Source organism: Sphingobium sp. AP50, from assembly GCF_900109095.1.
Taxonomy (GTDB): Bacteria; Pseudomonadota; Alphaproteobacteria; order Sphingomonadales; family Sphingomonadaceae; genus Sphingobium.
Genome location: NZ_FNYZ01000016.1, coordinates 25,737 through 44,506, shown reverse-complemented (window position 1 = coordinate 44,506; position 18,770 = coordinate 25,737). Strand labels below are relative to the sequence as shown.

Genomic DNA, 18,770 nt, shown 5'->3' with positions numbered 1-18,770 from the left:
AGCCCCAGCGCCCCCGTCATAAAGGCGGGGGCGTTTTTGTTATCCACAAAGTTATCCACAGGATCGCAAACGGATCGTCGCATCGGCCTTGAATATTTGTTCTTGTATTGTTCTTTCCACCAAATGGGCGCGAATATCAGAATGGAGTCGTTGAGCGACTATGTCAGGCGGGACGCCAACCTGCATGTTAGCTGCGCCTGCGGTCATGAAGCCGTGTTGGATCGCGTGAAAATCCAGCGCTGGTACTATTTGCATCGCCACAAAGATTCGATCCGGCTGGTCGGGCAGAAGATGCGCTGTACCCGGTGCGGTGGCCGTCCGGCGTCGATCCGACCCACAGCCAAACCTCCCACCTACCCGCAATGGATGGACAGCGAAGATCGGTGGAAGCGGCTAACAAGGCGGCTGCGCAACTGACCGTTTTAGAGGCGATTACAGCCGCCTACAGCGCGATTGAGCCGCTGCGCACCATCCCTACCGCGCCACCTCCGTCGCCGCTCCTATCCGCCTCCACGGGCCGCATTCGCACCCCGCGCGCGACCACCACATTAAGTTTCACTTTTTAATTCTTGAGGAGGGGGCAGTAGCCCCTGACCGCAACAAAGTAATAGCTATTGACGAGGGCGCAGAGCGCCTGAAATTCCACGGCGTCAGCCGAATATTTCGAGGTCTTCGACCCCGTCGAAGGCGTCTCTATTTAATAGAGATTCCCCCGAAGGGGTGTGCACGTAAGTGCTTATATTCAAAGGGAAATTCGGAGAATCTCTATTAATATTATACTACGTATACTCTCCTCTTATATTAATAGAGATTCTGCGTTGACCAAGACGCAAGCGACTTGCTCAAGACCGCATCATCCGGGTCAATATAGCGACATTGTGCGATGCAGTTGCCGGACAGCTTTTTGCCGCTGGCATCCCGATTGCTGAACCCCTCCATGGCTATCCGGGTTTCCCCATCCACGATCAGGGTCGCGGCCCGTGGGCTGCGACTTTCCAGTTCCTTCGCGTCAATCAGGAGCAACTGGTGGTCGTGGTAGAAGGTGCCACGGCCATGCTGCTTGGTGTACAGGAGGCCGCCACGATAGCCCGCCTCATCCATTAGCGGCGCAATCAGGTCGGTCACGGTCGCGGCGTACTCTTCGCTGATAGGGTGCAGCAGGCTTTTGCGCTTCAGGTCGGTGGCCTTTTCGTAAATTGATTTCGCATCGAACAGGGTGACGGTTGCTATGAAGTAAGGCTTCCTCCAGTCGATTTTTTGATTTTTGGTCCACACTTTAAGTGAAACGGCCCAGCGATATGGCTTGCTCTTCTGCGCCGTAGCCTTGCCTTTCCAATTGTCAAAAATAGACAATTCGGCCGCCGCGATGGTGGTCGGGCAAGGTTTGGGTGGCTCCCATTTTTTGGGCGGTTCGATGATCCCAGCTTCGGCCAGCATCTCGACGATCGCCTGCTTTATGATCTCATCTTCGTTGGCCGCTTCAGCCATTTCCGCGATTTGGGCGCGGTATCCTTCCATCTTCAACATCAACATCGTCGTTTACCTCGTTCAAAAGAAAACGCCCGTGGGGTAGTGGACCCACGGGCGTAAACTTGAACTGAGGTAATGACCCAATCATACGGACCACGGACCTATTTAGTCAAAATCATTCTGCCTGTGCCAGAGCCACTACACCCGGACATGTCTATTTAATAGAGATTACCTATTGGGGTGCCGGTAGGGCAATATTTTCGTTATTATTGTCGACGTCGAAACATATTGCGCGCCGATCTGGCGTTGTTGCATAATTAGTTTTGTCGGACGGTGGTTCAGCGGCTTTAATCTCCCCGCCTGTTGTCTCCCATCAATTGGCTGCCGTCCCGACAGCTAAGACATGAAACTAGGGGTCACCGTTTCTACCAGCGGTGGCCCCATTTTATTGGTTTTTCGGGCTTTCCAAGGGCAGTTGGGTGCCTTCGGATAAGTATTTCCATGGTAGAAACATGGAAGGCGGCCCCCGGCCTCAACGGGGTGGAAATTAGTTCTGAAGGCAATCTGCGCGGAACGACCAATCAACCTTACATCGCAACGGACGGCTACGTCCGGGTTCGACATCACGGCGATGCATATCTAGTCCACAGGCTCGCCTGTGAGGCCTTCCATGGTCCCGCACCGGTCGGCAAGAAATTAGTTCTGCATTGGAATGACATCAAAGACGACAACAGGGCGGTTAACTTGCGCTGGGGCGATGCGGTCGAGAATATGGCCGATGCGAAGCGGAATGGCATAGCGGTCGGCCCTGATGCGTGGCGGAATAAGCCCAGAAATCATTTCCGAAACGAAGATCGCGCATCGGAAATGATTTCCGAAATCTAGTCTTGAAGGGTCGCCGACCGGCGCGAAAATATTTTCACCTTGGTCGGCGGTCCGCAAACCCGCAGAAATGGTGGAAATCTTAAAAGTCAAATCTACCAACTCAAAATCTGACTTTGGAAATAACTTCCTGAATTTCAAATTACCGCCGGACCAGATGGCAAATATAAGTTTTGCGGCTCCATCTCCTAATTGGGGTAATTGACGGCGTTATTTTGATTCGCGATAATGGCCGCCATGACGGACACAACGGACACCGAGACATGACGACTTTGACTAAAGAACAGGTAGCGACCCGGTTGGGTATTAGTGTGCGAACACTCGATCGAATGCGTTCAAGCAATAAATTTCCACGACCTATACTTCAGGCGCGACGTAGCGCCCCTGTAATGTGGGACAAGGTAACCATCGATCACTACGCACTTCGCTCCTACGCCGTCTCCCCGGTTCCGGTCGAGGACGGCCTTGTGGTCGTCGCGGTCGACCTAGATGGCAACGCTAACCAGTGGATAGAGTATCGTGCAGGCCGGATGATGTCCGCCCACGCACTGGCCTTCACGATCACCGGGTCGGGCCTGAGCCTGTACTATTCTAACCTCCTCAATTGCTATGGCGCGCAGGACATGGACGTTTTCTCTATCCTGAGCGTCGTTTGTTTTCCGGCCGCCGAACTAGACTGGCGCGACCGGGTACCCCACGCAGAAATCATTTCTGTGATCGATAGCTATTTGGCCGCCACGGCTAACTAACACCACCCTGACAATTTGAATTCGACCATCCGGGGCCACGCGGTTCCCGAAACCCTCTCCTGTAACAAAAGGACATCGAAATGACCCCTACCGAGACCTTGATCCACGTTGAAAACGAAACCGGTGCCGACTTCCTGCGTCGGGAAAAGGCCATTGCTGCGGAGATTGCCGCGCTGGACACTCATGATCGCATTGCGGCGGTTTGGCTCGCTGCTGTGGTCGATGCCGCCGCCATTGAAATGGCCGATACCGTGGCCAGCAATTTCGGTCTGACCAAGTCGGAAACTGTGCACGGCTTGTATTTTGAGGCAGTACCGTTCCGTAGCCATTTTGCAAAGGCACTCCGGTTCGCTGCCGTTGTGACCAAGTATGCTGCGGTGACCATCCATAGCGGCGGCAAAGCTAACTACGAACGACTCTCTTACGCCAAGGCTGCGTAAGCCTATCTGGGAGGCCCTGACCTCCCCACACTCTCAACATCGACACTTCAACGAACCATCTGCGCGGCGGGGGCCGCGTGGAACCCTTCCTTGCGCCCCGTCCGGTCTGGCCAAGGATGCAGCTAGACCGGGGGGACCACCATCATGCAGACCACCGACATCACGCCCGACACAGCTTCCTCCAGCAACGTCATTGCCTTCCCTATGGATAGGGTGCGGAGGGCCTCAGAACGGCCTCTGTGGGCCAGCACGGGCCTGTACGACCTCGACTTGATGGCCGAGTATTGGGACTACCTGATGGAGGCGCAGGCCTAAAAAACTGGCCCGATCCTCCCTTAAGAATCGGGCCAAGTTCAAAAACTTGTCGGATCATAGATCAACAACAAGCCTCCGGTCGCATCGACGCGCTGCACTATCCTCGCCGCCATGGCAAGTCGCATTCATCTGGCGTTAATCCAAATCAGACAGATTTTTAGTTTCGATACCGAACCGAAAACACTTCAAGTTAAAATTCGGGTCGCCCCTCATCCTGAACTCCACCATCGACAAACATTCAGATTTCACTTCTTTTTCATTGACTTCATAGAGCCTCTGCTAGAATCCCCAGAATTCAGCGGAGGCCATCACGATGAATAATGACTTTTGCGAAACCGGTTTTCTAGCGTTGGGACATGATCACACCTCAACCCCAACAAGACGAAAATCTGACGATCGACGAAGTTGCGGCCGACCTGAAGGTCAGCCCTCAGTCTGTGCGCCGTGAAATAGATCGCGGAAGGCTGCGCGCCTTCAAGGTCATGTCAAAATGGCGGATCACCCGAACCGCGCTGAACGCATTTATAGCCGGTCAGCAATCGCAAAAGGAAGTCAAACCATGTCCGCAGCCACCGGCCCGACAGGCAAGCAGCCGAAAAACTGTTTCACCGCCAAAGGCTCGCCCTACTGGCAATATGACATCGTCATCAAAGGAAGGCGCGAACGTGGCTCAACGGGCTGCATTAAAGCGACAGAAGCTGCTGAATTTGTCGCCGAACGACGTGTCGCGCTGAAAACCGATATTGCAGCGAAGGCATCTGGTGTCCCGCAGACGAAAGGGAAAATTACCCTTTCTGATGCCTGCATCCGTTACGAGGATGACAAATCGAGTAAACAGAAGGCCGCAGTCACCTACAAGGGACAGTTAGACTACCTTGTCGCGCTGATGCCGCTGGGGATCACTCTGGCTGAAATCGACCTTGCCTCGCTGATTGAGTATCGCAGTCAGCGCCACGCGACCAACCAGCGTTCGAAGCCGTTGAAGAACTCCACGATCAACAGGGAAATCGAACTGCTGCGCCGGGTCTGGCGCTACGCTGTCGACCTTGGATATGATTGCGGGCGCGAACCCAATTGGGCAAAGGCCCGTGACACCGGCGCGGAGGTCGAGCGCATCCGTGCGTTGACCGATGGCGAGGAGAAGCGCCTGATGGACACGCTGAAGACGATCAATCCCGATCTGGCGCTGGTGGCGGAATTCGCCATGATCACTGGTCAGCGGAAATCGGCCGTAGTTACGTTGGAACGCGACAAGGTCGATTTCGAAGCCCGGCGCGCTACCATCCTGCTCAAAACGAAGGGCGAAGCCGACAAGCCCCACACCTTCCCCCTGACGGCGCGCGCGATTGAAATCCTGAAAGAGTTCCCGGAGGTCGATGGAACTGACCGTGTCTTCACTTACTATTGCCGTCGTCCAGCCCCTGCCCGCGCCGACCGTCCTGCCCGCATCAAGGGCGAACGCTACCCGTTCTCGCAGGGCGGTTGGGCACGGGACTGGCAACGTGCGCTGGCGCATGCTGGTGTCCGGGATTTCCGCTTCCATGACCTGCGGCATACGGCAGCGACCCGGATCGTCGCCAAGACCGGTAATCTCAAAATCGCGCAGACCTTGTTGGGTCATAGCGATATCGCCCAGACCGCCCGCTACGCCCATGCGTTCCATGATGACGTGCTGGCCGCGATGGAGAAGGCGGCCAAATAGCAAATCCCCAGAATCCCCAGAGTAGGAGAAAAAACGGCCCTGTTTTCATTTCGATGAAGACGGGGCCGCTTTGCGTCGTTATAGGCCAGCACTTCCGGCGAATCATCGGTTTGCCCGGATCGAAAGCACCGAATTAGTCTGGGGAAAATCTGGGGATTTTCTGAAAAAGGCCGATGAAAGTGGATAGATTCTGGGGATTCTGGGGATTTCGATTTGGCCTCAAAATAGGCCGAAACCGACGGAAAATGGCGGTTTTCTGCCAGTCGGGGAGTAGCGCAGTCTGGTAGCGCGCCTGCTTTGGGAGCAGGATGTCGCAGGTTCGAATCCTGTCTCCCCGACCACTCTTTGCCTCAAAACAACTCAAATTTACCCATGAGGTCCAGGGTGAAAATCCACTGTTTTCAGTGGTTTGAATGTGTCATCATAGGACGCCACCAGGATTCGAGGTGGAATGGTGAAACAACACATTCTTGGCGGAAATGTTGTTCGTCTCGCCGCGTGAAACGCGGAGATGAAGGACTATGCTTTCCGACGACTTGCTGACTCGATCAACCGCTCACGACAAGCCGCTAAAGAAATCCGATGGCGGCGGCCTGCTTATCCGGGTCGAGCCATCTGGCCGGAAGATCTGGCAGCTCGCCTACCGTTTCGATGGCAAACAGAAGACGCTGAGTGGCGGAATATATCCTGATACCAGCCTTTCCCAGGCACGAGCCTGGCGGGACCGCAACAAGAGACTGATCGCCGGCGGCACGGACCCATCCTCCTTGCTGGAAGAGCGAAAGTTTCAGCGGCGAGCCAATGCCCTTACGTTCGAGGCTCTAGCTATCGAATGGCTGAAGGCGCGGAAGTCGTCCTGGTCACCGAGATATTACAGGATCACCAAGCGACGCCTTGAGGCTGATATCTTTCCTCATCTTGGCAGCAAGTCGGTTCGCTCAATTCTGCCGCGTCATGTCCTCGAAGTGTTAAGGCTGGTGGAACAGCGCGGGTCGGTCGGCATGGCTCACCGGCTCAGGGGAACATGCAGCGAGATTTTTCGATATGCCATCCCTGATGGACGCGTAGATAGCGATCCATGCCGGGATCTCATTTCGGCGATGGTGAAGCTTCCCGCGACCCGCCACATGGCCAAGGTCGAAGCTAAAGACCTTCCCACCTTCTTTCGCAAGCTCAACGCTGATCAGGGCTCCCGCATGAGCCACTTGGCGCTGCGCTGGACGATGCTCACCATGGTCCGGACGCAGGAGACGCGCTTTGCGACCTGGTCCGAATTTGAGGGCCTCGGAACAGACGAACCGGTTTGGCGCATACCCGCAGGTCGCATGAAAATGCGGACCGAGCATGTCGTGCCACTGCCGCCGCAGGCGATCACGCTACTGCGCGAGATCAGAGACGAAAACCCTTATGGGTTGGCAGGGAACGAACGGTTCGGCAAATATCTGTTCCCGGTCGCCGGCTCGCGCTCGGATACGATCAGCGAGAACAGGATGCTGGATATCCTTTACCGCATGGGCTTGAGAGGCAAGGTCACCGTGCATGGTTTTCGGTCGCTTGCAAGCACCGTTCTCAACGAGTCCGGTCTGTTTCTGCCTGACTGGATCGAGCTGCAGCTTGCTCACGTCCCCCGCGGGGTCAGAGGCATTTACAATTCGGCGCGCTACCTGGACCATCGGAGGAAGATGCTCAATTGGTGGGGAGACTATCTCGACGCAGCGGAGGCGCAATGCCGAGAACCTGCCGCTGAACATGAGCTGGCAGATCCTGCGACGACCGCCCCGCTCCAGTGGTTTCAATCCAAATGGTAGTCTCGAGGAGCCTGCATCCAGCGGGACAGCTCAGAAAGGCGCCAAGCGACGGCGCGCGGTCCGATGCGCTCGGGTCGGGGAAAGGTCCCGGCCTGCATCTCGCGGTATATCGATGCCCTCGGCTTGCCAGTCTTCTCGATGACCTTGCCGATGCGCAAAAACTGCTCTTCGAAATCTTTCATGGCGTACCAATCCTTAGGATCGGTCTGCCCGCCTGAATGATATATGGTTCTGTCTTCACGATGTTCAAGTCAATGCGCGATTTCTCACGTCAACCGCAACGCTGCGATGCACGTCTTTGCCTTTCTCCAGGCGCTGGCCCTTCAGTGGCGAACTAGGATGATCCGGTAGGCTATGAGCCCCGGTGAGAGAACCGCTGAAATACCGACTGCTAGATGTGCGATGCCAATTGTGAACTCCATAACCATCCATTCCAACGTTGCGTATAATGTGAAGCTTGGCGCCAGCGGATCGACGCCTGAGTCAATGAAAATTCCGGCTCTTTACCAAGGCCTTGTCGCGCATCTGATCAATATGAAGATCCGGCACGAGAATATCCCGTGCGGCAGGCTGCCTTGCCGAACTCTCCCTTGGGTCGGGTCCCCCACCGCTCCGCGCCCCGTCACCCCGTCCGTAGGGAAGAGGAAATGCCTCTCCTTTCTGCCCTAGCGATCCGAGCAACGGCGACATGTCGATCAATTTCCTCACGATAACATGGACAACCTCCCCCTCCCGCTGCACCTGCCCGTATAGCCCCAGCATCCGCGCACCCATGACGATCCGACGATTCTGCTCAAACATGCGTGGCCAGATGATGAGATTGGCAATCCCGCTCTCATCCTCGATAGTGATGAACATCACGCCCTTGGCTGACCCCGGCCGCTGGCGCACCAGAACGAGCCCCGCCAGCCAGATATAGCGCCCATCCCTGGTGGTATCGAGCGCGCTGCATGGTACCATCTTCTGTCGGAGCAATTCCTCGCGCAGGAACGACACGGGATGTTGGCGAAGGGTGAGGCCGACATGACCATAATCCTCCACCACCTCTCTGCCCTCGCTCATCGGCCGCAACGCCACCGGCTGTTCGACAATCTCCTGAACGAACCCATTCTCCCGCGCGTCGGCGGCGACGAACAGTGGTAGTTGCTCGTCACGCAGCCCCTTGATCGCCCATAGCGCTTCGCGCCGCGCTAGCCGAAGTGACGCACGAAAAGCATCGGCCTCCGCCAGTCGATTGAGTGCCCCTGCCCCCACACCGGCCCGACGCCATAATTCCTCCACGCTGACGAACGGCTCATCTGCCCTCGCCGCGATGATCCGGGCGGCGTCCGCCTCCTTCAGCCCGGTCACCATCCGCATGCCGAGCCGCACCGCGAACCGGTCGCCCGCGCTTGGCTCGAGCGTGCAGTCCCAGTGCGAGGCGTTAATGCAGACTGGCCGCACGTCAACCCGGTGCGCCCTGGCATCGGCCACGATCTGGGCGGGCGCGTAGAAGCCCATGGGCTGAGCATTGAGTAGGCTTGTGCAGAAGATTTCGGGATGCCAGCATTTGAGCCAGCATGACGCATAAGCGATCAGCGCGAACGAGGCCGCATGGCTTTCGGGGAACCCATAGCTGCCAAAGCCCTCCAGCTGGCCGAAGGTCTTCTCTGCGAACTCGGCGGTGTAACCCCGCTCAACCATGCCGCTCACCAGCTTCTCCTTGAACTTCGACACGCCGCCGGTGAACTTGAACGTCGCCATGGCGCGTCGAAGTTGATCCGCCTCAGACGCGGTAAACCCAGCGCATTCGATCGCGACTCGCATCGCCTGCTCCTGGAACAGCGGTACGCCCAGCGTCTTGCCCAACACTTTTTCCAGCTCCGGCTTGGGATATTCAACCTTCTCCTTGCCCGCCCGGCGGCGCAGATAGGGATGGACCATGTCCCCCTGAATGGGTCCCGGCCGCACGATCGCCACCTCGATCACCAGATCATAGAAGGTGCGCGGCTTGATATGCGGGAGCATCGCCATTTGCGCCCTGCTCTCGATCTGGAAGGCGCCCAGCGTGTCGGCGGCGCGAATCATCGCATAGGTGCGGGGATCTTCGGGCGGGATAGAGGACAGATCCATGCGGATGCCCTTATGCTGCTCCAGGAAATCGAACCCACGTTTCATCGCGGTCAGCATGCCTAGTGCCAGGCAGTCGACCTTCATGAATTTAAGCGCGTCGATATCGTCTTTATCCCACTCGATCACCTGCCGGTCCGCCATGGCGGCGGGCTCGATTGGTACCAGTTCGTCGAGCCGGTCGTGGGTCAGCACGAACCCACCGGGATGTTGCGAGAGGTGGCGCGGCGTACCGATTAGTTCCCGCGCGAGATCCAGCGCCATCCGCAGCCGCCGGTCGGAGAGATTGAGGTTGAGCTGCTCGGCATGGCGCTCCTGCACGCCCTCTTCGCTCCAGCCCCAGACCTGACCCGAGAGCGCCTTGATCAGATCTTCCGAGAGGCCCAGCGCCTTGCCGACATCCCTGATCGCGCCCTTGGCGCGGTAGCGGATAACGGTCGAGCAGAGCGCACTATGATCGCGGCCATAGGTGTCGAACACCCACTGCATGACAATCTCGCGCCGTTCATGCTCGAAGTCGACATCGATATCGGGCGGCTCCTTGCGCTCCTGGCTGATGAACCGCTCGAACAGCAGGTCGGAGCGTTCCGGGTCGATTGAGGTGATCCCCAGCACATAGCAGACCGCGCTGTTGGCCGCCGATCCCCGTCCTTGGCACAATATGTCCTCGCCCCGCGCGAATTGGACGATCGAGTTCACCGTCAGGAAATAGGGCGCATAGCCAAGCTCGGCGATCAGCCCCAGCTCATGGCGCAGCAGGCGCGCGACCTTGTCGGGCACGCCGTCAGGATAACGGGCCTTGGCCGCCTCCCAGCTCATCTGTTCCAGCGCCGCCTGCGGCGTCTGCCCGGAAGCGCTCACTTCCTGCGGATATTGATATTTGAGCGCGTCGAGCGAGAAACGGCAGCGCTCGGCGATTTCCAGCGTCCGCGCAAGCGCCTGGGGATAGCGGCCATAGAGCCGGTGCATTTCGGCCGCCGGCATCAGATAGCGGTCGGCATAGAGCTCGCGCCGCGCGCCCAGCTCATCGATGGTGCAGCGATAGCGGGTGCAGGTCATCACCTCCTGGAGCACACGGCGATGCGGATGATGATAGAGGATGTCGCCCGTGATCACGGTCGGCACGCCATGGCGCGCGGCCAAGTTGGAGAGATTATGCAGGCGCAGCTGGTCGCCCGGCCGACGGCGCAGCGTCAGCGCCAGATAGCCCCGTCCAGCAAATATCCCGGCGAAGCGATCGATGACGGCCTGCGCCTCCTCCACCTCAGCCGGCAATAAGATGGCGAGAAGCCCTTCGGCAAAATCCGCGACGTCATCCCAACCGATGATGCATTTGCCCTTCCCGCCCCGCTTCTTGCCGCGGCTGAGCAAGCGGCAGAGATGAGCATAGCCAGGTCGGTCCATGGGATAGACCAAAAGAGACTGTCCTTCGGCAAGGTCGAGGCGGCAGCCGACGATCAACCGGACCCCGGTGACCTTCGCCGCCTCATGAGCGCGAACGATCCCGGCCAAGCTGTTGCGGTCGGTGATGGCGAGCGCCTCGAGACCGCAGGCCTGCGCCTGGGCGAATAGCTCCTCGCAGCTCGACGCGCCGCGTAAGAAGGAAAAGTGCGAGGCGCACTGAAGTTCAGCATATCGCATGGCGGCACCTGCCGGTTCTCACATTACAGCGCATATTGTTCGCTATTTGTTCCGACGCCCAAAGAGTCAATCGCGCGTGCAGCCGATTTGCGCCCATCTGCGTTGAGATGGAGTCCCGCTGACCAGGGTGAGGGATTGGGAGACGGGACGATGGCCGCCAAACTCAAGGTGTTTCGAACCCCGATCGGCTTTCATGACGCCTATGTCGCCGCGCCCAGCCAGAAGAAGGCACTGGAGGCATGGGGCGCCGACACTAATCTCTTCGCGAGCGGCCTTGCCGAGCAGGTGACCGATCCCAAGCTCATGAAGGCGCCACTCGCCGAGCCCGGCACGGTAATCAAAGTGCCCCGCGGCAGCGCTGCGCAGCATCTCGCGTCGCTGGCCAAATCGAAGCCGCCGGCACGCCCGGCCAAGGAGACGCCGGACGTCTCATCCGCCGCGCCGCCTCGGCCCAGAAAGCCGCGCCCCCGGCCAAATCGGGCCGCGCTCGACGCGGCCGAACAAAAGCTGGAGGCCCAGCAACAAGCGCTCAGTGCCAAGGTATCAGAACTGGAAGACCAGCGCGCCCGGCTGAAGGACGAGATCTCGCGGCTCCGCGCCGCAGGACAAAAGGATCAGGCCAGGCTCGAAGCGACCATCAATGCCGCCCGCAAGAAATATGACGCAGCGCTGGATCGGTGGAGAGCAGATAACTGACCGGCCCGTCCATCAAGAACCACCGGCTTGTTCCAGCCGTCACGTGAAGCTGCAGCGCCGCTCCCTGGCCCGGAAGGGGCACAGGCCATCATCGGCACGGCGACCGACCGCAAGGTTCGCGACCACAGCGGGATCCTCGAAACCAGCAGGAATGAGTTTGAAGATGGCGATCAGGCTGCGGTCAGCAGCCTTACCTATCCGGAAAAAATCCAGGCCCGCAGCGGCCATGCCCCCAATTTGAGCGCCATGCTTCCGCTCTCCGCGGCAGCCTGACACTACGCTATTAAATCAAAGACTCCCCGCCGGAGCCAAGCTTCACGGCGGGGTGAGGTCAGGGACGTGCCGCTCAAGGGGAAAAGAGCGACAGTTTCAGGCTATGCTTTTGCGGTGGCTTTTCAAGATGGTTTCGTCACCGTTTCGGACCAAAAGACGGATCGACATGACAATCCTGCCAATCCCAGTCCCCTCGCTGAGCGAAGGCGACAAAATCCTCGTCAATGATCAGCGTCGCATCGTCATTACGAAAATGATCGCCCAGCGATGACGGCTTGCGGGTGAGCAGCAACTGGCCATCGGCCAGTTGAACGCGGGCCTGGTTAGCGCTGATCCGGACATCGAAGGTGCGGCTCTGTGCGCACATGATGTGCAGCGCTTCATGAGGCTCGGCGACAGACGCCATCGACGCTCCGATCAACACCACGGCAAGGACGAGAGAAAATCCGGACACCGCATTCTCCACGACGCTTAGCTATCCTCGCCCTTCAACGAAGTGTCGCGCTTAATCCTCCCGGTCGGCGCCGGTTCCATTGGCGAGCGCATCACTGATCATCGCCGCCAATGTTTCTTCCGCGCGGCGGCGCGCGGCTGCGTCCTTCGATTCCAGATCGTGGCGCAGCCACTGCGGGGCGCGCTCAACCACCCGTAAAATTATAGCGTTTGTTTCATCAGACATTGAGGAGCCTATGGTCTAGCGATGCTGGCGCGGCAACATGGCAAATATACCGATGCCGTAGATTTGTTGCGGAAAATGGCATAGCGGGCGCGCTATCCGCAATAGCGGCTGATGGCCCGCTTGCAATCGAGACCGGCAGCACGACGCCGAACGCACCGCAGCTTTTTGTCATTTAGCCGAACAGGCCATGCAGGAACCAGCCCTGCCCGCCCGTGGCACTGTCCACGCCATCGCCCTGACGGAACACCCAGTAACGCGCGCCCGTCTCATCCTCGACGAGAAAATAATCCCGCACGCTCAACCACTCCTCGTCGCTCACATGCCATTCGCCATAGATGCGCTCCGGCCCATCCGCGCGCTTCACCTTCCGGCGCATGCCGCGCCAGACGAAATGGACCGGCGGATGATCAGGCAAAAGCGCTATGGTCTCGATGGACTCAGGCCGCCGGAACAGCCGGGCCGGGCGTGGCCAGCATTCGGGCCAGCGCAGCAGCGTTGGGTCAGACATGGGCGGAATGCGGGTGACGGAGCGTTCGGGAATATCGCTCTCCCGCGCAGCAACCCGGTAGAGCCGCTCCTCCCCCACCCTGTTCCCCAATATGTCGACGAGCGCCGCGACATCGGGCATCGGCGTCTCACCCAGATGCGAGATGGAGCGAAGCCCAAGCGGCTCGACCAGAGGCGCGGCGAGCAGCATCTTTTCGACACCAAAGCCAGGATCGACCGTCTCGATCCGATCACAGAGCAACCTTCCCATCTGCTTCCTGTCCCGGCTCGGCTTGGCAAGTCCTGCCCGGATCGCCTCGATCCGGTTATCGACACGGTAGAAGCGCAAATCCAGCCGCCGCGCGCCGACGCCGGCTTCCTCCAGCTGCTGGCAGAGGCTCTCGACCAGCTTGTGCGTGTAGCGGGCAAGGGTCTCGGGTGCGCCGATCGGTTCTGCAAATCGCCATTCGACCTCGATGCGCTCGGGCGCCGTCATCGGCTCGAAGGGCTCGGAAACTCGGCCATAAGCCTGATCGAGCCGCAGGCCCGGCATCGAGCCGAAGCGCAGCGCGAGCGAGGCCCGCGGCATGGCTTCCAGATCGGCGATCGTATCAAGGCCCAGCTTGCTCAAGGCAATGACGACAGGCTGGTCGAGGCGAAGCGCCGCTATCGGCAGGTCCGCGATGGCGTCGGGCAGTTGCAACGGATCGATAGCGCGTAGCGGCTCGACACCGTAGCGCGCCAACGCGTGTGCGGCGCCATAGGCGGGCGCGCACACTGCGCGCGCCGCCGTCTCTACCTGCGCAAGTCGCGTCACCACGTCCTTGAGCACGCCCATGACGCCGCCATGGGCATGGGCTGCGCCGGTGATGTCGAGCATCAGCCCATCGGGCGGATCGACCGCGATGATCGGCGCATAGCGGCGCAGCGACCAGACCGCGAGGCGCTCCAGTCCTTCCCGGTCCGCCTGCGGCTCGGCATCCATGATGAGAAGATCGGGCACCAGCGCCTGCGCCTGGGTAACGGCCATGCCTGCATACAGACCGGTCATGCGCGCGGCTGCGTTCGCCGCGGTGATCACCCGGCGTTGCCTGTCCATGCCAGCAAGGATCAGCGGCGCGTCAGGAGGCGGCGCGCCCTGCCCAAGCCTGCGACGCAGCCGATCGGTCGGCCAGGTCGGCAGGAAGAGCGAGACAACCTGTCGCATCGCAGGCCTCCACCAGAAAATCGGCGCTCTCCCCTGCCCGGCACCGTATGAGCTCGACAAACCAGCGATGCCGACCAACCCCCGGCACTGGCAAGGGTTCAGACGGAACGGCCGTCACCCGCCATCGCGTCGCGGCCGCCGTGGGCTGGCCAAAGTCCGACGCTTCGGCCAGGCGCCGCCAGCGCCGGATCGCAATGCCGATGGTGCCGCTGCTCTCGGCCGCCAGCTGGAGGCGCCGCGAAGATGTCATCGACAGCCGCGCGAGTTCCGCCACCACCCCGCCAAGGCCGCCATGGCGCAGCCCTTCTTCGAAACAGGCGAGCACTGCCGTCTCATCGCGGGCTTCCACATAGATGACGCGATCGGGATCGAGCCCCGCCTGCGCAATCGCGGGTGCGAACAGATCGGGCTCGGTCATGCACCAAAGGATGCTGCCACTCACCCGCGCGAGAATGCCGGCGGTGAACAGCGCAGCGGCCGCACCGTCGGTCACGCCCTGGGCACCACCTGCGACTTCGTGCAGCGCACCGAGCGCCAGCCCGCCACCAGGCAGTTTGGCGTCCACTATCTCCAGTCCGAAAGGCAAAACCTCTTTGCGCCGACGTTCTGCACCCTCGATCTCGGCAATCTGGGCGCGCAAGGCAGCAACACGGGGACGCGCCCCTCTTTCCTTCATTGAAGGGCCTCCTTCTGGCTCGCGGTTGGATTTGTTCCTATTTTGTTCTATACTGAAGCCAAGTCAACGGGGCGGAGTCGAACAGACGACGTGTCGGGCGAAACGCTTCTGAAACAAGGCAGGAAAACCAATGGCCTCGCAGCGAAGAAAATTGAGCCTCAAGCCTGGCGAGGAGGCTGCGGCAGAGCCTTCGGTCGTCCAGCCTGCCAACGAATCGGAACGCGACTCGATGCCGCCGCGCTATCATCCCGCTCATGATCCCGAACTTGTCACCGACGATGAAATTCCCTGGTAAGGAGGCAGCAGCATGACCGCACGCATCATCGCCATTGAAGGCATTGATAGCCTGCCGCAGAGCGAAGCGACGCAACTTCGCGTTGCCCAGCAGACGTTGGAACTGATCCTGGGATCAGCGGTCCGGGACAGCGATCAGACAGTCGATCCCGATCTGGCGGTCGAAGGCATTTTGATGGGCCTCGCCTGCGTCATGGAGCAGGCGCCAGAATTCCCGACGCGGCAGAGCCTGCGCAAAGGCGCCGAGGCCTATGGCAAGATGCTGGGACAGCATGCCCAGAATCTACGCTCCGCCTTTGAAGAAACCGGCATCCATCCGATCGATGCTCTGCTCGACCGTTTCAACCTTGCTGCCGGCGACGGCCAGAAACCAAACTGATTAGCTCCCATGTCGAGATTGCATTGCATGGCGGCGGGAATAAGCGAGGTCGCAGAGCATTTCAGCGCCGATATGCCGGCTGCGATTGAGCTCCCGTCCGAAACCACCGAAGGCGCGCTTGGGCTGGTGATCTTCGAAAACAAAGGCCGACGGATCATGCGCGGCGTGACCTGGGGTTTTCGGCGCCTCACCCGCGAGATGCGGGAACGAGGAGAGGAACCCGGCCGGATCGGTCTGGTCGCCGATCTCACCAATCCGATGTGGGATCAGTTGGTCGAGGATGCGCGCTATAGGTGCCTCATCGTCCTTACCCATTTCGCCAATCCCGACGGGGTGCCGGGCGAACGAACCCGCACCTGGTTTTCGTTGAAGCGCCAGCCCCTGATGGCCTGGGCGGGCTTTTGCCGGAACATGCCCGAGCAAGGCCCGGTCTATGCCGGCATGACGATGGAGGCGAATGAGGCCGTGCGACCCACCAATGACCGCATGCCGGTACTGCTCGATCCCCATGAATATGACGCCTGGCTTCACGGCTCGATCCGGGAGGTGATCGGCTTTCAGTTCCGATCGCCCTTCTCGGCCGAGCGCTTCCGCGTCGAGGCGACCGAGGATGTGTGGCGGAGCGGCAAGCGCCCGCCTTCGGCTGACGGCCAGTTGGCGCTGCTGTGACCACGGCTGAGCAGATTGATCTCTTCGCCCCGTCCCAGATTCCGGGGCTTCGCTACGCGCCCGATTTTTTGAGCCGTGCTGAAGAGACGGAGTTGATCGAGCGGATCGCCACGGCGCCGCTGCTCCCGTTTCGCTTCCAGCGCTGGACCGGCAAGCGGCTCACCCACAGCTATGGCTGGAGCTATGATTTCGAGCGGGGCAGGTTTGAAGCCGCTGATCCCCTGCCCCGCTGGCTGCTTTCCGCCCGCGATCGCGCGGCGGATTTTGCGGGCCTGTCTCCTGATACGCTCGTCCAGGCATTACTCATCCGCTATGATCCCGGGGCAGGCATTGGCTGGCACAAGGATCGGCCGGTCTTCGCCGATGTCATAGGTCTTTCACTTGGCGCAGCAGCACCAATGCGCTTCCGGCGGCGGAATGAGCAAGGATTTGCCCGCCGCTCGGTATCACTGGAACCGCGCTCTATCTATCATCTCGCCGGCGAAGTGCGGCATGAGTGGGAACATAGTATTGCAGAACAGGAAGAGGCGCGCTGGTCCATCACCTTTCGCAGCCTCAAGCCCGGTCGATGACCAACCAACCGGCACTGACAAAATATCCTGTCACGCCTGACGGTCGCTATTTCGTCGTGCGCGGGCGCCTCTGGCGCCTGAGCAATCCCGCGCTTGCCGAAGGTGAGCGCACGCATCTGATCAAGGAATTGATGAACGCCCGGCAACATGTCGGCGAGGCAAAGCGAGCAGGCGATGGCGCTGCGGAACGTCACGCCCGCGACCTCGTCGATGCAGCCAAACGGCGGCTTGGCGAGCGCGGGCCGGTCTGGTGGATCGATGGAGCACCCGACTATAACCGGCACCTTGCGCGCAACACGCCATATGCGCACTGGTTTGCAGCGCTCGGTCTTGAGGACGAATGACCCGGTTGCAAAAACTGCATTGACCGGCGTTCAATTCGCATTTGCGGGCGCACAGATCTGGCGCCATAGCGTCCCTGCCTTTCAGGCATCCTCTCCTAAAACTCAATAAGGTCGGCCCCGCGGGACCGACCTTCTTTTTTGCTCGCTGCCCCGGCGTTAAGCCTCAGTTCCCTTCCTCACCTTTATGATCGCCATGACCCGAAGCGAGCGCGTCATCACGATCACGCCGTGCCCTTTCCTGACCCTCTGCGATCTGCGTCTTTTCCTTGTCGCTGACAGACTGAGGGTATGGCGCGCCCTGTTCGTGAATAATTGACTTAGCAGGGTCATTTTCTGCGTCGGGCTTCTGGCCCGGCCTTGGTTCTTCCATCGTCCACTCCTACCGTTTCAAAGAGGCGCTGAACGTCGAACGGGGCGGCGTCCGCTTCGTTCCGGCAGAACCGCAATGTCCATCAGCTAACCTTCGTCGGTCTACGCCGCCGGGCTTTTTCGCCAAGCTCGATCCAGACTGGCGCATGGTCGCTTGTCTTCTCCCAGCCACGCGGCGCTGTATCGACCGCAGCGGCGATCAGCCGGGCTTTGGCCTTGGCGTTCAGCAGCAGGTGATCGATCCGCAACCCCGCATTGCGTTCGAAAGCGCCGCGCCAATATTTCCAGAAAGTGTAAAGGGTCTCGTGCGGATGCAGGTGGCGGAGTGCGTCGGTCCACCCCTGATCGAGGATGCGCTGATACGCAGCGCGGACCTCGGGCGCGAAAAGCGCGTCGTCGCGCCAGCGATCAGGCGCATAGACGTCCAGATCGTTAGGCATGACATTATAGTCTCCAGCGACCACCACCGGCGCGTCCAGATCGACAAGCGACGCGAGATGCTCGTGCAGCCGATCGAACCAGCGCAGCTTGAAGTCATATTTGGGGCCGGGACGCGGATTGCCATTGGGGAGATAGAGACCGGCAATGAGCACACCGCCGACCGCCGCCTCGATATAGCGGCTCTGTTCGTCGTCCGGATCGCCGGGTAAACCGCGGCGCGTCTCGTGGATTTCGCCAGCGCGGCTGAGGATCGCGACGCCGTTCCACCGACTTTGACCATGCCAGATCGCGTCATAACCGGCATCGCGGAGGGCGCTCTCGGGGAAACTTTCCTGCGGGGCTTTCAATTCCTGTAGGCAAACGATGTCGGGTTCGGCTTCATGGAGCCAGCGAAGCAGCACCGGCAGCCTGCCATTAACGCCGTTCACATTATAGGTGGCGATCTTCATAGCTGGGGGCAATCTCAGATCCATGCCTTTGCAGGTGGCATCCACTATTACTCGCCGTGTGTTGCTCCTGTTCCGGTGCGCGCGTCGCGGCCGCTGTCCAGCGGTCTGAAGCGAAGTCGG

The 18,770-nt window shown here is 59.8% G+C and carries 23 protein-coding genes, 1 tRNA gene and 1 pseudogene; 16 read left to right on the top strand and 9 right to left on the bottom strand.

Annotation, left to right across the window (positions count from 1 at the left end):
* Nucleotides 1-150 precede the first annotated feature (150 nt).
* Nucleotides 151-417, top strand: coding sequence for a hypothetical protein (locus tag BMY84_RS29380; RefSeq protein ID WP_143075116.1), 267 nt, complete (start codon nucleotides 151-153; stop codon nucleotides 415-417).
* A 384-nt stretch (nucleotides 418-801) separates the two neighbouring features.
* On the opposite strand, the gene BMY84_RS21210 is transcribed toward BMY84_RS29380, so the two are convergent.
* The gene (locus tag BMY84_RS21210; protein WP_093086373.1) at nucleotides 802-1,533 is read right to left on the bottom strand and encodes a hypothetical protein; all 732 of its coding nucleotides are present in this window, start codon (nucleotides 1,531-1,533) and stop codon (nucleotides 802-804) included.
* A 438-nt stretch (nucleotides 1,534-1,971) separates the two neighbouring features.
* Here BMY84_RS21210 and BMY84_RS30860 point away from each other — a divergent pair, with 438 nt between their 5' ends.
* The 8 genes and pseudogenes from BMY84_RS30860 to BMY84_RS21175 all read left to right on the top strand — a co-directional run bounded on the left by BMY84_RS30860 (nucleotide 1,972) and on the right by BMY84_RS21175 (nucleotide 7,366).
* Complete coding sequence (locus BMY84_RS30860; RefSeq protein ID WP_093086372.1) at nucleotides 1,972-2,355, top strand: HNH endonuclease signature motif containing protein; 384 nt, start codon at nucleotides 1,972-1,974, stop codon at nucleotides 2,353-2,355.
* Between the two features lie 386 nt (nucleotides 2,356-2,741).
* Nucleotides 2,742-3,101: a hypothetical protein gene (locus BMY84_RS21200; RefSeq protein WP_093086370.1), complete on the top strand. Its 360-nt coding sequence runs from the start codon at nucleotides 2,742-2,744 to the stop codon at nucleotides 3,099-3,101.
* A gap of 80 nt (nucleotides 3,102-3,181) precedes the next feature.
* A complete protein-coding gene (locus BMY84_RS21195; protein WP_093086368.1) occupies nucleotides 3,182-3,541 on the top strand; it encodes a hypothetical protein in 360 nt (119 codons plus the stop codon).
* A 144-nt stretch (nucleotides 3,542-3,685) separates the two neighbouring features.
* Nucleotides 3,686-3,856: a hypothetical protein gene (locus BMY84_RS29915; RefSeq protein WP_177204114.1), complete on the top strand. Its 171-nt coding sequence runs from the start codon at nucleotides 3,686-3,688 to the stop codon at nucleotides 3,854-3,856.
* A gap of 356 nt (nucleotides 3,857-4,212) precedes the next feature.
* Nucleotides 4,213-4,380 (top strand): annotated as a pseudogene (locus BMY84_RS30855) (helix-turn-helix domain-containing protein); the annotation flags it as partial.
* Nucleotides 4,381-4,415: 35 nt separating this feature from the next.
* Entirely contained in the window at nucleotides 4,416-5,558 is a 1,143-nt protein-coding gene (locus tag BMY84_RS30210; RefSeq protein ID WP_218146998.1) for a tyrosine-type recombinase/integrase, read from the top strand.
* A 264-nt stretch (nucleotides 5,559-5,822) separates the two neighbouring features.
* A tRNA-Pro gene (locus BMY84_RS21180) sits at nucleotides 5,823-5,899 on the top strand.
* A gap of 180 nt (nucleotides 5,900-6,079) precedes the next feature.
* Nucleotides 6,080-7,366 (top strand): tyrosine-type recombinase/integrase, encoded by a 1,287-nt coding sequence (locus tag BMY84_RS21175; RefSeq protein ID WP_093086365.1) that lies wholly within the window; start codon nucleotides 6,080-6,082, stop codon nucleotides 7,364-7,366.
* Here the strand turns inward: BMY84_RS21175 and BMY84_RS21170 are convergent.
* Nucleotides 7,351-7,548, bottom strand: a complete 198-nt coding sequence (locus BMY84_RS21170; RefSeq protein ID WP_066860776.1) for a helix-turn-helix transcriptional regulator — start codon at nucleotides 7,546-7,548, stop codon at nucleotides 7,351-7,353. The two genes, BMY84_RS21175 and BMY84_RS21170, sit on opposite strands and share 16 nt — an antisense overlap.
* Before the next feature lie 301 nt (nucleotides 7,549-7,849).
* Entirely contained in the window at nucleotides 7,850-11,116 is a 3,267-nt protein-coding gene (locus BMY84_RS21165; protein ID WP_093086363.1) for an error-prone DNA polymerase, read from the bottom strand.
* Between the two features lie 150 nt (nucleotides 11,117-11,266).
* On the opposite strand from BMY84_RS21165, the gene BMY84_RS21160 reads away from it, so the two are divergent.
* Nucleotides 11,267-11,812: a hypothetical protein gene (locus tag BMY84_RS21160; RefSeq protein ID WP_093086361.1), complete on the top strand. Its 546-nt coding sequence runs from the start codon at nucleotides 11,267-11,269 to the stop codon at nucleotides 11,810-11,812.
* A gap of 27 nt (nucleotides 11,813-11,839) precedes the next feature.
* A complete protein-coding gene (locus BMY84_RS21155; RefSeq protein ID WP_093086359.1) occupies nucleotides 11,840-12,085 on the top strand; it encodes a hypothetical protein in 246 nt (81 codons plus the stop codon).
* Nucleotides 12,086-12,221: 136 nt separating this feature from the next.
* On the opposite strand, the gene BMY84_RS21150 is transcribed toward BMY84_RS21155, so the two are convergent.
* The 4 genes from BMY84_RS21150 to BMY84_RS21140 form a co-directional block, all read right to left on the bottom strand.
* A complete protein-coding gene (locus BMY84_RS21150) occupies nucleotides 12,222-12,539 on the bottom strand; it encodes a hypothetical protein (RefSeq protein WP_143075114.1) in 318 nt (105 codons plus the stop codon).
* A 51-nt stretch (nucleotides 12,540-12,590) separates the two neighbouring features.
* On the bottom strand, nucleotides 12,591-12,764 hold the full coding sequence (locus BMY84_RS29910; RefSeq protein ID WP_177204113.1) for a hypothetical protein: 174 nt from the start codon (nucleotides 12,762-12,764) through the stop codon (nucleotides 12,591-12,593).
* 172 nt (nucleotides 12,765-12,936) lie between these two features.
* Nucleotides 12,937-14,457 carry a Y-family DNA polymerase gene (locus BMY84_RS21145; RefSeq protein ID WP_093086355.1) on the bottom strand — a complete coding sequence of 507 codons (1,521 nt, stop codon included), beginning with the start codon at nucleotides 14,455-14,457 and terminating at the stop codon, nucleotides 12,937-12,939.
* On the bottom strand, nucleotides 14,372-15,133 hold the full coding sequence (locus BMY84_RS21140; protein WP_093086353.1) for an ImuA family protein: 762 nt from the start codon (nucleotides 15,131-15,133) through the stop codon (nucleotides 14,372-14,374). The genes BMY84_RS21145 and BMY84_RS21140 overlap by 86 nt, the downstream gene beginning before the upstream one ends.
* 151 nt (nucleotides 15,134-15,284) lie before the next feature.
* Here BMY84_RS21140 and BMY84_RS29905 point away from each other — a divergent pair, with 151 nt between their 5' ends.
* From BMY84_RS29905 to BMY84_RS21120, 5 genes are read left to right on the top strand one after another with little or no spacing between them, the layout of a single operon-like run.
* A complete protein-coding gene (locus BMY84_RS29905; protein ID WP_177204112.1) occupies nucleotides 15,285-15,428 on the top strand; it encodes a hypothetical protein in 144 nt (47 codons plus the stop codon).
* Nucleotides 15,429-15,440: 12 nt separating this feature from the next.
* Nucleotides 15,441-15,806, top strand: coding sequence for a hypothetical protein (locus BMY84_RS21135; RefSeq protein ID WP_093086352.1), 366 nt, complete (start codon nucleotides 15,441-15,443; stop codon nucleotides 15,804-15,806).
* Nucleotides 15,807-15,815: 9 nt separating this feature from the next.
* Nucleotides 15,816-16,475 (top strand): SOS response-associated peptidase family protein, encoded by a 660-nt coding sequence (locus BMY84_RS21130; protein WP_093086350.1) that lies wholly within the window; start codon nucleotides 15,816-15,818, stop codon nucleotides 16,473-16,475.
* Nucleotides 16,472-17,047, top strand: coding sequence for an alpha-ketoglutarate-dependent dioxygenase AlkB (locus BMY84_RS21125; RefSeq protein ID WP_218146997.1), 576 nt, complete (start codon nucleotides 16,472-16,474; stop codon nucleotides 17,045-17,047). Before BMY84_RS21130 ends, BMY84_RS21125 begins: the two co-directional genes overlap by 4 nt.
* Nucleotides 17,044-17,391, top strand: a complete 348-nt coding sequence (locus BMY84_RS21120) for a hypothetical protein (RefSeq protein ID WP_093086348.1) — start codon at nucleotides 17,044-17,046, stop codon at nucleotides 17,389-17,391. Before BMY84_RS21125 ends, BMY84_RS21120 begins: the two co-directional genes overlap by 4 nt.
* 163 nt (nucleotides 17,392-17,554) lie before the next feature.
* Here BMY84_RS21120 and BMY84_RS21115 read toward each other — a convergent pair whose 3' ends face one another.
* Together BMY84_RS21115 and xth are read right to left on the bottom strand one after the other, a co-directional pair.
* A complete protein-coding gene (locus tag BMY84_RS21115) occupies nucleotides 17,555-17,761 on the bottom strand; it encodes a hypothetical protein (RefSeq protein WP_093086347.1) in 207 nt (68 codons plus the stop codon).
* Between the two features lie 82 nt (nucleotides 17,762-17,843).
* Nucleotides 17,844-18,650: an exodeoxyribonuclease III gene (xth, locus tag BMY84_RS21110; RefSeq protein WP_093086345.1), complete on the bottom strand. Its 807-nt coding sequence runs from the start codon at nucleotides 18,648-18,650 to the stop codon at nucleotides 17,844-17,846.
* Between the last annotated feature and the right edge of the window lie 120 nt (nucleotides 18,651-18,770).

Coding starts and splice junctions, on each gene's coding strand:
- BMY84_RS21200 (WP_093086370.1), top strand. CDS start 2,742: ATGTGGGACAAGGTAACCATCGATCACTACGCACTTCGCTCCTACGCC.
- BMY84_RS21130 (WP_093086350.1), top strand. CDS start 15,816: ATGTCGAGATTGCATTGCATGGCGGCGGGAATAAGCGAGGTCGCAGAG.
- xth (WP_093086345.1), bottom strand. CDS start 18,650: ATGAAGATCGCCACCTATAATGTGAACGGCGTTAATGGCAGGCTGCCG.
- BMY84_RS21115 (WP_093086347.1), bottom strand. CDS start 17,761: ATGGAAGAACCAAGGCCGGGCCAGAAGCCCGACGCAGAAAATGACCCT.
- BMY84_RS21140 (WP_093086353.1), bottom strand. CDS start 15,133: ATGAAGGAAAGAGGGGCGCGTCCCCGTGTTGCTGCCTTGCGCGCCCAG.
- BMY84_RS30210 (WP_218146998.1), top strand. CDS start 4,416: ATGTCCGCAGCCACCGGCCCGACAGGCAAGCAGCCGAAAAACTGTTTC.
- BMY84_RS21210 (WP_093086373.1), bottom strand. CDS start 1,533: ATGTTGATGTTGAAGATGGAAGGATACCGCGCCCAAATCGCGGAAATG.
- BMY84_RS21170 (WP_066860776.1), bottom strand. CDS start 7,548: ATGAAAGATTTCGAAGAGCAGTTTTTGCGCATCGGCAAGGTCATCGAG.
- BMY84_RS21175 (WP_093086365.1), top strand. CDS start 6,080: ATGCTTTCCGACGACTTGCTGACTCGATCAACCGCTCACGACAAGCCG.
- BMY84_RS21120 (WP_093086348.1), top strand. CDS start 17,044: ATGACCAACCAACCGGCACTGACAAAATATCCTGTCACGCCTGACGGT.
- BMY84_RS21160 (WP_093086361.1), top strand. CDS start 11,267: ATGGCCGCCAAACTCAAGGTGTTTCGAACCCCGATCGGCTTTCATGAC.
- BMY84_RS21145 (WP_093086355.1), bottom strand. CDS start 14,457: ATGCGACAGGTTGTCTCGCTCTTCCTGCCGACCTGGCCGACCGATCGG.
- BMY84_RS29910 (WP_177204113.1), bottom strand. CDS start 12,764: ATGTCTGATGAAACAAACGCTATAATTTTACGGGTGGTTGAGCGCGCC.
- BMY84_RS29915 (WP_177204114.1), top strand. CDS start 3,686: ATGCAGACCACCGACATCACGCCCGACACAGCTTCCTCCAGCAACGTC.
- BMY84_RS30860 (WP_093086372.1), top strand. CDS start 1,972: ATGGTAGAAACATGGAAGGCGGCCCCCGGCCTCAACGGGGTGGAAATT.
- BMY84_RS21195 (WP_093086368.1), top strand. CDS start 3,182: ATGACCCCTACCGAGACCTTGATCCACGTTGAAAACGAAACCGGTGCC.
- BMY84_RS21135 (WP_093086352.1), top strand. CDS start 15,441: ATGACCGCACGCATCATCGCCATTGAAGGCATTGATAGCCTGCCGCAG.
- BMY84_RS21165 (WP_093086363.1), bottom strand. CDS start 11,116: ATGCGATATGCTGAACTTCAGTGCGCCTCGCACTTTTCCTTCTTACGC.